The organism is Paenibacillus sp. OK003 (assembly GCF_900109515.1).
GTDB classification, from domain to species: domain Bacteria; phylum Bacillota; class Bacilli; order Paenibacillales; family Paenibacillaceae; genus Paenibacillus; species Paenibacillus marchantiae.
On sequence record NZ_FOBD01000009.1, the window covers coordinates 216,957 to 231,562 of the forward strand.

The window sequence follows — 14,606 nt, forward strand, 5'->3', positions numbered from 1 at the left end:
ACCTCAATCCTTCATTGGAATTTCTTCGCCCAGATTTAATACAATCTCCTCGTTGTGAACAAACAGGCGTTTAAACTTGAGATAGTAATCTTTGGCTGTCGGACGGACATGAACGAGTTGCTGTTTACTGACGTTCCCCCTTCGGTTTAACAAACTCTGTGCGAGTCTATAATTGCTGAATGTGAGGAAAGATGCGAACAACATCGTTATGATCAAAGAGGTATGAACCATCCCGCTCATTGAGAATGGAAAATCCTTTGAAGCGATAACATACTTTCCAAGCTGCAGGGTTAAACCATTTCCCGTCCACAATAATCCTCCAAAGAAATACATGAGCTTGTTATTACGTTCTAACATCCAGCCATAGATGTACACAACAAAGCTGATACCAGCCGGAACACACATCCAAAATGATGACCATTCCGGCGTGCGCCAATACAAATAAGCCCACCCAGTGAGGGTAAGCAAAAACCATATGAAGCGAATCATAGTTTAAAACTCCTTTTAAAAGCTTCTAATCTTTAAAACTCATCATTAAGTTATAGCATCACGCCCTTCTAAAGAGCTTTCCATGACCAGCTTCGGAACACCTATAACATCCACATAAGTCACACTCAATAGTTCGTCTCTATACCGCTGTACCTCGTCTTCATAACAAAAAAGAAGGACTCTGCGCCCCTCCCTCTGATAAGCTTCTACGTTGTAATTCCTTAAACAGCGTTTCAAAATCAATACATCCCCTGTGATGACCTCAATGACATATGGTGTTAGCAGTCCATCTTCTCTTCTCATTCCATAAAGGAATCCGTGCTTATTACTTCCCTCTTTGACTCTGGTAAGCGTACCGTAAGAAGACAACAACTCTTGCAGGTTTAAAAATGCGTTTGTTGATAAAATATACCATCGTGTTATCTCAATACCCCACGTATCAAACGGAAGCATATACAACGGCACTCCTCCAGTAACTAATGCCTGCTCATGACAAAGTGTTTCAAAAGCTCGTTTAACGGACGAACTTTTGTAATAAACGAGATACCCGCTAACATACTTCTTTGCCTTGATTTCCATCAGAATTTTTCGCAATGTCGTTTCCTTCGCATCTGCGTTCAGGATGAAAATCATATAATCCCCATGCTCATTACTGAAACCACCGACTGTTAAATTACCTCGGTTCAATTTATATTTTCGTTTGATCACACGCGAGTCCATATAAACCACTTCCGGCAGGCGTATATGAAGTTCATTCGCATCAATGATGTACTGCCGCTGCTGAACCGTAAGTTCCAAATCCCGCGCACGGTACTTACTCTCTTCTACGACTCCCTTCTTCCGCAGCAATTCCAATCCGCGTGCTGTCAAACGATAGTACGCGGTTCGAACTCGCTTTCCCCCTTGTCCATTTCCTCCATGAATTTCGGATGTAACCAGTCCTTCCCCTCGTAGCACATACAACCTCTTACTCCCATAGCGTTCGTTTCCATCAAAGTACGACTGCAAAATCTGCTGTTTTGTCATCTCTCTCACTTTGTACAATTCGTACAATAAATCTACATCCCGCTTTGTCCACTCACGTTGCCTTGGCATGTGATAACCTCCTTTCTGCTGGAAATTACTTTTGGGGTATTGGCTCTGTTTAGCAGGGCTTGGCTTGGATTCAGACTACGTGCTGGGGACGGTCATTCCGAGTCTACCTTTCAACTGCGTTGTGCGGTAGCCTCTCCATGACTTTTCCCATTTTGGCCCGTCTTTAAATCAAGAAAAACTCAATAACAGCAAGGTTTTCTCCCTTGTTAAACAACTTCTTTATCGGGTGATTTTACTCCACCTCGTCTATCGGGTTGTATACCACCTAATTTTTAGGGTTATTTCTCATCTTATCCCTCACATATTCAACCAAATTCATTGCGTTCTCGCGGCTTGTTATGAACAGTTCAATATGATTCCGTTTCTGAGGATCGAGATAACCCGAATCCATTATTTCTATGAATTCCCATCTATCATCTTCAATAATTTGTGCTGACCGTATTGCATTAATCAGATGTCTCCGATTGCGATTATCCAAGTCTCTGATTTGTAAATTACTAAAGAAATGACATACATAAATAAATGCCTGGTCAAACTTCAATAAACTTCGGCCCTCAAGAGCTTCTATCATTGCACCTTGATAGTAAGACCTGATTTTATCTTCATACGGCTTGTTTTTCATGTAGAGTGGCAGTGTTCCCTCATAGTCAAATTGATAGACTAGATTCCCTTCGATACTCAACTCCTGAAAATGACATGGAGGATATATCACTGGATCGACATTGTTCCCTTCCCGATCAGGCAATAAATGACGACGTTGCGATAGTTCCCATCCCAATGCATGAGACATCATCACCGCTTGGCGGTACAATTCTTCTATGGTTTCAATGTTCAGGTAATGTTTATACATTTCATTCACTGATAATCTGACAATCTCTTCTGGCGTATGGTTCATCTGAATCACTCCCATTCTCTTGATGATTTTTATATGCATCACTTGTTTATGGACATTTAAAAATATTCATTTGTAAGCCCCCTGTATCCGCCGCACATGCCTTTTGTTGAAGCGTATCACTTAAAATTGTCTAAAAAACTGAACGGGTCTTTTGGAGTATCTGTTTCGGAGGCTGAGGAAGGTGCTTCATCCGACAGCAATGCTTCCAAGTCAACTTGTTCTTTCTTCCCTTGTGACTTAAATCCAGCCAAAGCTACCGCAATCTTATCTGTCTGCTGGCTACGTTCTTGTGCCTTTCGTTCCAGCTCTGCCAGTTCCTCTGTCAGCTCGGTTACGCTGTTCGGGAAATTAAGTCCAGCAAATACGGTATAGATCGTCACCTGACCTGGCTTATCCCCAACATAGGTTGCTACAGGGTTCTCGTCCAGAATCGGTGTACATTCATGAAGGAAGGATTGAATCTGTTCTACAAAAGAGTGCGTAAACAGTCGCTTTGCTGCTGAACTATCAGCTACTATACTCACTGCGCTGCTGGTGGCCCCTTGCAGATCGTACCCGGTCGAGAGTTCTCCATGAAGCACACTCTGCTTCAACACATCTATATAGGTCACAGGAGATGCTAAATCAACTGATTGGGCAGATAGTGTGCATCTCCCGATATGCAAACAACCTCCTGTCTTGAGCATATTCAACCACTCTGAGGCATCGAAGTGGTAACTACCGTATGGCTTGTAACTGGCGGTCACCGTATTCAGATCATGGAGAAGCCTAGCCACATGACGGTTGCTGGACCTCATGAAATCCTCCACACTTTGATTCTGATTCAAACCAGTTTGAAATAGCTTTTCATTATCCACCACGACAATAGCTCCAAGTCCCTGCATTGCTCGTTTAATGACTTGCAGACGTTGCAACGCATTGTCTAATACCTTCCGACCTTCATTTCGACGTGGCAAGGTAAGCAGCAAACCAAATCGTCCAGCAAAACCTGTTGTATGCAACAACCGAATCGCTTCAATAATTGCTCCTGTTCCAGTTCCACCGCCGAGGCCACAAGAGATAAAAATATAGTCACGATCACTAAAGTAGCTCTGCACCGTCTCCGCAATGTTGACTTTGTGAGTATTAAAAGCCTCTTGTCCGAGCTGAATATCTCGACCTACACCCCGCTCATATCCCAACAAAATCATCTTCTTAGTGTTCGGATAATCTGGTAGCTTCAGGAGATCCATCTCATTACTGTTAACGAGTAAAGCCGTGTATGGACGTTGTGCATTTTTAGCAGAAAGTTTAATACCAGCACAAGAATGTGCAATGGATGTCCCTCCCATTCCCAATCCCCAGAATCCATACTTCAAACTAATGTTCATTGTTTAACTTCCTTCCCCTTTAAATTTCGTTCATGCCTGTAGTTCAGCACTTCTTGTCCCAGAAGCGACAAAGTATATCGCTTAGATTTCGCTACTTCTGCGACATGAACGAGTGCTGCCCCTTCCAACATAGCGGCAGCTTCATCCAGCAAATGCCGTGATCGGATAGGTAGTTCCTCCTCTTCGGGATGAACCTTTTTGTACAGCTCATTGGTGACGTCACGCAATTGCTCTTTCTGGACGGGGCGATCTGCCATTTTTAGAGCCGCAAGCATCCACATCATATTTTCATTGGCAATGGTTGCTTTTAATAATTCTTCTAAAATAGCTTCTCTCGTCATTAAGGCCATTAATCTTCCCTCCCCTCACTTTATGTAAAAAGAAAAAGGCTCCCGCCATTTGACGAGAGCCTTATCATTCAAGCTATTTGTTCATATAAAAATCCCTTTTTTGCTTCCGAATCGTAGTATATCAGTCATTTCAATCCACGCACTCCATACAGAGTGCGACTTGCCATTATGGTGATTTGGTACAACATTCCTGTACTATTTCAATCCACGCACTCCTTACGGGATGCGACAGTAAAAAATGACGTAATAAACATAAAAAACGGAAAATCACTTACGCAAATTCGTTTCTACTATTATACCTTTACTAGAATATCATGTAAACTCATTGCCAAAAGGTCACAATAACGAGTATTTCGACAATTTTCGAGGTGCGAATCTCCTAGGGTTTTTATGTGAGCTTCAGGTTCGCACCAAGAAATTGAGTAAAAAACATTATAAAAATGGCTAGAAAAAAGGGCGACAACGGCATTAATCTCTTTCGATCTTTCCATATCAGCAATACAGTAACAGCGTATAGACCTGCTAATCCTAACAATAAACAAAGGAACAATAAGGACTCTCTCCAACCCAAAGCTGCCCCGATAACAGCCAACAACTTGATATCCCCACCACCAAAGGAACCAGGTCGAATTAATGCACAAACATACAATATGCCGGCTCCTGCAATCATACCCAGCAAGTAGTTATAATACGGTTGAGTAGCATACCCTATCCGCAACACAAGGAAATAGCACAATCCGATAAAAACCAATTTATCAGGAATAACCCGGCTTTTTAAATCAGTATACGTCGCCCATATCAAAATCACGAATAACGGTAAATCAATCCACAACAGTTCCACTGGTTCTCTCCTTCCTCTTCTTTTAAAATGTGTTTCTACTTTATCTATAAAAAAAGCAGCCTCCTAAGAGACTGCTCATAAATGATTATGATATAATTGGAAATGCAACAGAATGGCATAAGGGCGGTCGGCTAGTCTCCCTGAAGGGAGGTGATGCCTGTGGAGATGAAAGATGTTTTGACGTTGATGATTAGTTTTGCGGGGTTTACAGTAACCCTGATTGGACTGATCGTAACCATCGTCATTGCATTGAATAATCAAAACAAAAAGAAATAGACCGCCCCTGGTAAGGTAAGTCTATTTCAATTACCTAATTACAGCCACCGCCCTTAGAAGCGGCTGTTGCAAGGGACGGGTGCAACCGTCCCTATACATATACTTATTCTTATTATACAAACGAAAATTCATACATGCAATGTTTAAACCTATAAAAGCCAGGCATTAATACCATTCTGATGTATCCCTTTTTGTTTGCCAATCATTGTACATACTACCGTATATGGTGAACTTCTTCGTAAAACACGATGAAAGATCATGCTGCCCCGCATGCATTGCAACGATTTTAAATGTGTATTCTCCATCAGGAGCTTTCACATCTGTATAGAATTTACGCTCATAGATATCAAGGAACTTCGATTTAAAACGCTCCCTCGGCAGTTCCCACGTTGCTGTCTTATCATTTCCACTGGTTTTCACCAGACCGATGCTGGTCACATACTTCCCTCGGCTATCCCAAATATATGCTCTCACTTCTGTTGGGCCCTTGAGTTCTCCACCAATCGGCTTTGCGGTTCCTTCCAAACCTTTAGGCACTTTCGTTTCCCAGTCTGTGGTATAAGTTGTCTGAACTTTGATTTCAACACCATAGCCGGCACGAGTAACCTCATTAGGATTCAGCTTCTTCTCCTTTGCCCAAGGGATGATCTCCCAGCTTCCACGACTCTCCCGATCTTCATCCTTCGGATTTTTAGGGTCTGTAGCAATTCCTTGCTTCGTATCCAATTCTGCCTTAACAGTCAACTTCTCGTTATACGTTACCTTCCGATTTTCCCAAATTGGATCGCTGTAATCGACATAACTTTCGCTACTTGTTCTTGTATTTCCCTTTGAGTCCGTCCAGCTCACTGTTCGTGTCTTGGTTGGATATCCCGTAATAAGCGGATACGTTACGTCCCAGCTTGCTGTAGGTTTGGTTGTATCACAATAGGCATCGCCACCATTCTTACTCACTGAACAGCCTGTCATTGCAACATTGTTTGTACGGTCTTTATCAGGCTTCTCCTTATCGGGATCAACCACCACAGTCAAACTGTGTATTCCAACATCTCCTGTCCATTTAAAACCACCTACAGTAATCGGTGTATTGGCTGGCATGGTCTTGCGTGTCTCATAGATCGTCTTATGGCCATCTTCAATGAAACGAATCAGCACATTGGAAACGTCCGTACCTCCGACATTTTTCACCTTAGCCGTTACGATGGAAGATTGTCCCAACGTTAGTGCTGATGGGCTGGCGGTAATAGATTGGGCAATGAGGTCATTTTCTGCTCCCTTTCGCTCGATGAGCCATTCTCCATGAATACCGTTGTTATCATACGCTTTGGAAGGCGCTTCTAAAGCGCGATCCTGATGATTGGGATTGTTAATCGTTGCATCCACTTTAATATAATACTTGCCCGGTGCGTCACTGATTTCTATTTTACCAAGCAAATAGCTCAGTTCTTGTCCATCTTTAAGGCTTTTCGGTATGCTTTGGTTCATGGATGGCAACGAAAATTCAGCAGTTGCAGCTCCTCCTATCTTCACCTTGGCTGTCATAGGCATTCCGCGCTCACTGGTATAATCCGAAGGAATAATCTCCTCCCCATCATACCGATACTTGACCCAAAGCTGACCTCCATCGGTGAGTGTCAATTTGGTAGGCACGTAGTCCATGTTCTGATCTTCTTTCGGTAAGCTCACCGACTTGATTGCTGTTCGTCCATACCCGTCTTCCAGAATGATATCGACTTCTGTACCCAGCACTTTAACAATGTCCTTTGCGTTGGCTTTAATCGTATCAGTATAGCTTGGATCACTGGCCCGAAGTAGTTTCCCATCCGTGAGACTTACCACTTTACTCATTTCGGGAAAGTCACCTTTTTTCACAGCGACCAGCCGGACATTACGCTCCGTGTATCCATAGGCTGACAGATTCATGACGAGTTGTTTCCCTTGTGTTACTGTAAGTTCCGGCCATGCGGAAACATCGAAATATGCACGGTAAGTATTATCATTGACCTTCTCGGTTTTGTCGAATTTGATCCCCATACGTTGCACGATTCCGGCAGTACGGAGGAATTGATATCTTTCTTGGATTTTATAATAATAATCATGTCCCTCAACAAATATAGAATCATTTGCATTAGTAGCAAATTTGGATTTAAAGTATTCGCGCTGCTTGGACGAGATTGGTTGACCAGACCAAACAGCATCAAAAAATCCCTCAAGTGCTGACTCACTTTTGTAGATCAAGCCAAAGCCATTTTCCTTTGAAAAATTTTTATCTTCAGGAGTTCTTTTCACGTTAAACACGTCATAGTTCGAAACGATCCTCGTCTTTCCATCCGAGAAATTAAACATCCCTGTCCATTGATATAATTGCCATGGGTTATTAATCACTCGTTTGTCCAGAGCAGGAATATGGCCTGAAAAACCGTTTATTTCCTCCTTCCCGTAATCCCATTTCACATGCTCATGCAGCATTGGAATAGCCGCCGCTGAAACCGATAAAGCCGACAACATCAGCGTAAAGCTAGCAGCGAACATTAATAACCCTTTCCGAATGACCCTTTTCCTCACAAATCTAATCTCCTCTCTTTTATGTTGTATTCCTACTCTTTAAGACAAAAAAACCTGTCCTTAAAAAAGGACAGGTTCAAACTAATCTGATTATTTTAATTTCTTTGCTTGTTGAATGACTTCAGATAGCGGAGAAGCTTTTGAGTTGTAAATAACAACAACACCGTCTTCTACAGTACCGAAAAGATTTGTTATATCATCAACATAGTTCGCATCCAGAAAAATATGATATCCTTCCCATTGATCACCTTTTGTTTCAGGCTTTGAAATGGATAAGAAGCCAGCTCCTTTTCCGATATCAAAAGTGTATTTTTTTCCAGGAGTAAGCTTCACCGAAGATCCATCAGCAGAATACTTACTAGCACCTTCTGCATTTTTAGGCAAAGTAAACGTCAACTTGCCGTTCTTCACTTGCATATTGTTTACAAAAAGCGTTTTGCCCAATTCTTGCTCTCGTGGCCACTCGAATCCTTCCTTGTACATCCCCGTGCTTGGAGTCTCTGGCTTTTTCTCTGGCTCTGTAACTCCAGATCCCGTGCTAATACTCACCAGCTTCTGAGCCTGATTCCATTTTACCTGTGCTCCTAACGCCTCGGATACAAACCGCAATGGAACGTATACACGTTCTTCCTGTAAGCGAGCTGGTACATCCAACGTAATGATTTGTTCACCAACCAGCACCTTCGCGCTGTTTACTGTCATATAGATCACCTTGTCACTCAGCTTAATCGTCACAACCCGATTAACCTTGTTACCTGAAGATTCTTTGCCATAAGATACATTCGCACCAAGAGACTCACTCACAAATCGTACTGGAATCATGACTCTGCTGCTCTCAAAATAAGGTTGAGCATCAGGGAAATTAACCCGTTTACTATCGACCTTTACGCTCACATTTTGTTGAGCTGCCGATGCAGAGACAGCAGTTCCAAATAACATCATTACTGACAAAACCGCAATAGACACTTTCTTTTTCCACATGTTCTTCACCTCATCAATGTATTTTGTGTTAAAGGAATTCTTGGCACTGTTCAATACATTACACAAATAGAATTGTAACTATTAAAAGAGAAACCAAACACATACCGAAGAATATCCTCATCATCCAGTCAGGTTGGTTATCCATTTTGTAAAGTTCGTATTGAACTTTCAATCTGTCACGTTCACTAATATTAAGTGTTTCAAGTTGTTCTATTTTAGATTTACGTTTCGATATATTCATACTCAATTCTTCTTTCGACTAAAATTTTTTTTTTTACAACTACTCTTTGTATCCAGAACAAATAAAGCAAATTAAAAATATCCCTATAAACTAAAAATAGCCCCTGTTAAGGGGTTATTTAACTATAGTATATGAGATTGGTTGAATTCATTTTTTTGGCTAACTCCATTATACTTCCAAAATCAAGAAGATTCAAGAACTTTTGTTCGTTTTTTTACAATATTTATTCCTCATCTTCAATCTTTTCGATACTTCTGAATGAACGTAAACGTGAAAATGAAAAACTGGCTACCTTCACTCCATATTTTATACTAAGAAAGAGGTCTTTCCAGATCCCGTGATGCCGTGATTCATAAATTTGTGCCAACATGCTGATTAGTACAAACAACAGAATTACTGTTAGCCACAAAAACTCATAAAGACAAAGAATTGATATCAGCACAAATGGAGCCAGAAAAGTAAATCTCAAAGTTAGGAATATTTTTCTTATTAGCGGTATCGGTTCTATTTGAAGCGCAAATAAGAGAATTGCATAGGTACCAAAAGCAATACATGCGATAGAGGAATATAATACTGTGACACGACTCCAAAATTCGTTTGGTGCTTCAATATAGAATTCTTTGAAAAAAGGAATTGCCAATCCAATCCCTATAGACAAAAGTAAGCACATTACAAAGTAATTGACCCGTCTCCAGTGCCTAACCGTAACATCTGACATACCTTTTTCCTCCCAACATTTTTTCTTCAATATGGAAAGCCGTCCCTCAACAGGACGGCTCCGGTTCCTCAAAAGAAATGACTATTTAGAGAATATGCCGAGTGCTCGGTAAATCAATACAGAACACTCTGCACGAGTCAGATTACGTTTAGGTTTAAATGTCTCATCAGGATAGCCAGTAATGATCTTCTCTACAGTGAGTGCCGCTACCTCTGGTTTAGCCCAAACTGCGATTAAATTTCTGTCTTTGAAGTTCACTTCGGCAGTAGGCACATGGTCGTATGCTGCATTAGAAATCATTTTAGCTGCTTGCTCGCGGGTAACCATGTCAAACGGTCTGAACTCCTTATCACTGAAACCATGAACAACACCATTCGTTACCGCTGCTATCAGCTCAGGAGCATACCAAGCTGCTCGTTGCACATCCTCAAAGGTAAGTTTAGCATCAGATGACTCTTGAAGTTCCAATGCCCGCACTAGCATTGATGCAAATTCAACACGAGTGACTTGTCTTTCTGGTTCAAACCTCTTATCTGACACGCCTTTCACGATACCTTTATCAAAAAGCGCAAGAATTGCCTCTTTTGCAAAGGACCTATCAATATCCTCGAATTTAGGTGTATCCTTTACTGGGAGCTGAGTCTCGTTAGAAGGTTCTTGCTTTGGCTTTAGTGGTTCCTCTTTCTTAACTGGTTCAGTCTCATTTCCACCATAATAAGGAGTTAAGGTTCTAAACGAAGGAATAGGCGCATGAATGCCCTCACCGGCATCGTTAAGTGGGATTAATACCCAACCTGAATAATCTGTACTATTATTTAATCCTGACACCGTATAGGATGTTGCAGGAGTTGCAACACGCCCCAATGAATTACCTTTGGGATCTACAATTTTATACTGTTCAGCACCCAAGGCTGCTTTCCAACTCACTAGAGCAGAGTCCAAAGTTACTCCCGATACGTGCACCACTTGATTAAGTTCACTGTCGGTGCTTCCCCATCCACCAGGTAACATTTGTTGCGTTACCTTAGTCTTGGCCCCTTCTCCACTCTCATTGACAACTGAAACATAAAAAGTATACGTTTTACCCGCTTCAAGCTTAGCCCATGTGTAACTCAATTTCTCTGTTTCAGCTATGCTCTTCTCATTTTCATCATAAATCTTATACTTCGTAGCATTGGGCTTCTTGCTCCACTTTACGGTCATCGTATTAGATGTTACTTTATCAACCTTCAGTTCTGGTGCTGACGGTAGGGTGACAAACTTAAATTCGGTTGCCTCCCCATAGCCTGACTCATTCCCAGCCTGAATCGTTGCTGTATATTCCTGATCTCCAACCAGCCCTTCTAGCTCAAGTTCGGGTTTCGAAATTTCGTACACATGATCATCAAGCTTTAACTTATACTTATCTGCTCCAATGATGTTATCCCAATTCAGTACAGCAGATGTTTCCTGTATTTCTTTAACTGCAATATGAGTAGGGGAAGCAGGTAAGGTTTTGACATGCATGATGTCTGGTGTACTTTGTCCGCTCTCATTTTGCGCTGCTACAGATAATTCATAGTTAGTGCCTGCTTCTAAATCCTGAACCGTAGCATGATTTTGATCTGATGAAATCTCAAGTATGGGATCTCCTTTTAACATAACTACGTACTTATCAGCCCCATGAACAGCTTTCCAACCAAGCTCAACGGATGTAGCAGTTACTTTTTCTACAGTGGCAGTTACCTTGCTCGGCAATGTGAGCACATCCAAATCTGCAATGTCTCCAAAACCACTATCATTTTTAGCTGCCAATTGATAGTTATATACTGTAGCTGGATTCAAATCCTCATCTGTGTAGCTCAACTCTGTTCCTTCATATACTTCTTCTTGCGAACGCAGTAATTGATAGCGCGTTGCCGTCTCAGAAGGAAGCCAGCCCAAATCAACCTTGGTATCTGAGACTTGAGCAATCTTGAACTCTCCCGGCGCAGAAGGCAAAGAGATGAACCCAGTGCTAACCACTTCACTATACCCAGATACATTTTTAGCCACCAATGAAGCGAAGTATTGGGTCCCTGCTTTCAAATTACCGATAACATGTGTCCCAGCATCCTCCCAACTCTGCTCTAATACTTTTTCTGGTCCAGTTTTTGAAGACTCATACAAGACAAAAATATACTCCGCAGCTGAAGGTACAGGATCAAATGAAATCGTTGCTTTACCACTCTCACGATCTTTAAATCCAATCTTTATCCCATCTACCTTATTAGGAAGAGTTACTACCTTAAAGGGGTCTCCCACAGTTTCGCCAACATGATTTTTTACTTTGATCACGTAGCTATAATCCGTGCCCGCTTCTAATTTCTTATCTGTTATATGATCTGTTGGATAATCCACTGTCCAAGCTTCTTTAGTTGTTTGATTGATGATTTCATATTGGATACCCTCTGTAGTAGTTGTAGAAGGCAATGTCCATCCAAGATCAACAGAATTGGTAGTTACTTGATTTACCTTTAGCTTTGGTTTTTCAAGTTTATATTGAATTTGATAAGGTCCAGCTAAGACTGTAGTCACTTTACCAGCCAAATCTTGTGCTTTAGCATGGATATACCATTGCCCTTCAAGATTTAAAGTAACATGTTGAATGTCGGAACCTACGCTATCCCATGAAGAAGGAGACTCTTCGGATGAAGTAACTTTATGCCATGTACTAGCTAAGCCACTATCGTCATAATAGGTAAGGGTTATATCCATTGGCTCACTTGTCCAGTTCAACCTAGAAGGGCTGAATGAAATCGTCGGTGCTGATAAATCCTCCGTTACTGTAACATTCCTTTGGAACGTGTCTGACCACAGATTGCTATCATTTAACAATTTAAGAGATACTGTATAGTTCCCTGATTCGTAATTCCGAAAATCTTTGATCATAGTGGAACCTGTATACATTTCTTTGCCATCTTTCGTTATGTTCCAGATTTTCTGAGTAATTACTCTACCACCTGGATCATAGGACTGCTCTTCGGCATTTAAAGGTTTTAACTTTGTTACCTGAGTAGGTAATTTGAAGTCTGCAATAGGCTTCAGTGCAGTAGAACCTGTAGAAACATAACGTGCTACAGGCTGACTCCAAGCTCCTTGTTCATCTAAAACTCGAAGCTGCAACAAGTAATCCTTCCCTACGGGGAGACTGGAAGGAATTAATCCGTCATTCCATGTAGTCGCTGTTGTTTCCCTCCACTTCCATTCCATTTGTGTAATACCTCTGTTTGATGAAGATTCATTATCTGGATCGTAGGATCGGTCCTTAACATCAATGGAGTAATTAGCAGAGCCTTTGGTGACCTTCAAAGCAAAATCTGCTACTGGCCTACGGTGAACGTATAGAAACTGTGGATTAGGATGATCAGTACCAAACCACAATTCATATCGGCCAGGCTTATCAAATGTTAAAGGTAAATCCTTCTGCCACTTTCCGCTCCATTGAACTTGACCTGAACCGTTCTCATAATACGTACTATCATGTTCTATTTTCCAGCGCCCTTCAGGGTGATCCGCAGTTTGAGTGTTCTTTTGTAAGGAGGAGGGATTGACTTCAAGACGATTTTCTTCATCCAAAATCATGTAATGTTCGTTTCCAACTTTTCTAATCTTTGAAGCAATGTAGTCTGCCAGTTGATCCATTGCCGAGCTATATACGCTGTTGTTGATGAATGTCCCATTGTTATTGTTACGTGTAACCAAGCGTTCCACTTGTGTTTGGTTTGTTGTTGACCCCAATCCAATATAACTAACCTCATTGCTGATCATGCGCGTCAGTATTTCTGCTGAAGCTTGAGCGTCATCCAAGTCTGAAAGCACATTGTTTTCTAAATTCACGAGAAAACGATTAGAGCCTTCTCTCCAGATAGGTTGACGAATGACCTCAGAGAATTTTTTGGTGGATTCTGATTCCACGGATATATTTGAAAAATATGCTCCATATTGATCCCAAACATAGAATCCGTGACCACCTTTGGTATACGTGCCGTCATTTACCGATAGTCTAAGAGATCCATTTCGGTACACTTTTATTGAACTACCCTCAGTAACAATTTTGATATCTTCTTTTTGCCCAGCGTAATACTGAGGAAAACCTGTGGAAGCCAGCACTTCAAATGTGCCATTTTTAACTCTAACAATGGCTTCTCCACCATCCAGATATATATTTCCACAAGCTGAATGGTTATCAACCAAGTAAGCGTAATAATTATTTTCATCCTGCATTCGGAACAAAAAACCTGCCTCGCCATGGTCAAAAGCTCCATGACTAGTCGCGTCAATCCCCCATGTAAATGAATAGGTAGCGTTGGTAGTTTCGAAAGACTTTGGATCATAATATCCAGATGCTGGGCGAGTTGCCCCCGAATTACTACGAATTAGTCTATCCCCTGAAATAAAATAATCGCTTGTTGTCCACGCTGGAGCATTATACCCTCCACTAAGAATGGAGAAGTTCTTCCATGATTGAAATATCAGACTTGCATTGGATGCATCCGCGATAACTGATTTAGTTTCAACGGATTGTACATTAACACTAGACGATGAAATACCTTTTAAGGTTAATTGATTCTTTAAATCATTCGTAAAATTTTGAAGATTCCATGAGCTATTACCAACGGCAAGAGCAACATCAATCTTTGGATCAGCTTTGATGCTGATCTGCACATTATCATCCGCTAAGACTTGAGTGGTAGTCCCTATTAACAAAGACACTATCAAGATAAATGACAGAAATAAGCTAATCGTTTTCCTGAACATTCCCTT

At 41.4% G+C, this 14,606-nt stretch carries 11 protein-coding genes; 1 reads left to right on the forward strand and 10 read right to left on the reverse strand.

The window, feature by feature from the left end; genetic code table 11:
* Window positions 1–3: 3 nt before the first annotated feature.
* The 6 genes from BMW94_RS16255 to BMW94_RS16280 all read right to left on the reverse strand — a co-directional run bounded on the left by BMW94_RS16255 (window position 4) and on the right by BMW94_RS16280 (window position 5,040).
* Window positions 4–489 carry a hypothetical protein gene (locus BMW94_RS16255; protein WP_090999976.1) on the reverse strand — a complete coding sequence of 162 codons (486 nt, stop codon included), beginning with the start codon at window positions 487–489 and terminating at the stop codon, window positions 4–6.
* Between the two features lie 45 nt (window positions 490–534).
* On the reverse strand, window positions 535–1,584 hold the full coding sequence (locus BMW94_RS16260) for a replication-relaxation family protein (protein WP_090999978.1): 1,050 nt from the start codon (window positions 1,582–1,584) through the stop codon (window positions 535–537).
* 265 nt (window positions 1,585–1,849) lie between these two features.
* Window positions 1,850–2,479 carry a hypothetical protein gene (locus BMW94_RS16265; protein ID WP_090999980.1) on the reverse strand — a complete coding sequence of 210 codons (630 nt, stop codon included), beginning with the start codon at window positions 2,477–2,479 and terminating at the stop codon, window positions 1,850–1,852.
* Between the two features lie 116 nt (window positions 2,480–2,595).
* Window positions 2,596–3,849, reverse strand: a complete 1,254-nt coding sequence (locus tag BMW94_RS16270; RefSeq protein WP_090999983.1) for an FtsZ/tubulin family protein — start codon at window positions 3,847–3,849, stop codon at window positions 2,596–2,598.
* Window positions 3,846–4,199 (reverse strand): hypothetical protein, encoded by a 354-nt coding sequence (locus BMW94_RS16275; protein WP_090999985.1) that lies wholly within the window; start codon window positions 4,197–4,199, stop codon window positions 3,846–3,848. Before BMW94_RS16275 ends, BMW94_RS16270 begins: the two co-directional genes overlap by 4 nt.
* Window positions 4,200–4,587: 388 nt before the next feature.
* Window positions 4,588–5,040, reverse strand: a complete 453-nt coding sequence (locus tag BMW94_RS16280; protein ID WP_175480728.1) for a prepilin peptidase — start codon at window positions 5,038–5,040, stop codon at window positions 4,588–4,590.
* Window positions 5,041–5,199: 159 nt separating this feature from the next.
* Here BMW94_RS16280 and BMW94_RS30950 point away from each other — a divergent pair, with 159 nt between their 5' ends.
* The gene (locus tag BMW94_RS30950) at window positions 5,200–5,316 is read left to right on the forward strand and encodes a putative holin-like toxin (protein ID WP_229729588.1); all 117 of its coding nucleotides are present in this window, start codon (window positions 5,200–5,202) and stop codon (window positions 5,314–5,316) included.
* A 165-nt stretch (window positions 5,317–5,481) separates the two neighbouring features.
* On the opposite strand, the gene BMW94_RS16285 is transcribed toward BMW94_RS30950, so the two are convergent.
* The 4 genes from BMW94_RS16285 to BMW94_RS16305 all read right to left on the reverse strand — a co-directional run bounded on the left by BMW94_RS16285 (window position 5,482) and on the right by BMW94_RS16305 (window position 14,600).
* On the reverse strand, window positions 5,482–7,881 hold the full coding sequence (locus BMW94_RS16285) for a CARDB domain-containing protein (RefSeq protein WP_254790257.1): 2,400 nt from the start codon (window positions 7,879–7,881) through the stop codon (window positions 5,482–5,484).
* 90 nt (window positions 7,882–7,971) lie between these two features.
* Window positions 7,972–8,862 carry a copper amine oxidase N-terminal domain-containing protein gene (locus BMW94_RS16290; RefSeq protein ID WP_090999989.1) on the reverse strand — a complete coding sequence of 297 codons (891 nt, stop codon included), beginning with the start codon at window positions 8,860–8,862 and terminating at the stop codon, window positions 7,972–7,974.
* Between the two features lie 464 nt (window positions 8,863–9,326).
* Window positions 9,327–9,821 carry a hypothetical protein gene (locus BMW94_RS16300; protein WP_090999993.1) on the reverse strand — a complete coding sequence of 165 codons (495 nt, stop codon included), beginning with the start codon at window positions 9,819–9,821 and terminating at the stop codon, window positions 9,327–9,329.
* A gap of 81 nt (window positions 9,822–9,902) precedes the next feature.
* Window positions 9,903–14,600, reverse strand: coding sequence for a fibronectin type III domain-containing protein (locus tag BMW94_RS16305; protein WP_175480729.1), 4,698 nt, complete (start codon window positions 14,598–14,600; stop codon window positions 9,903–9,905).
* Between the last annotated feature and the right edge of the window lie 6 nt (window positions 14,601–14,606).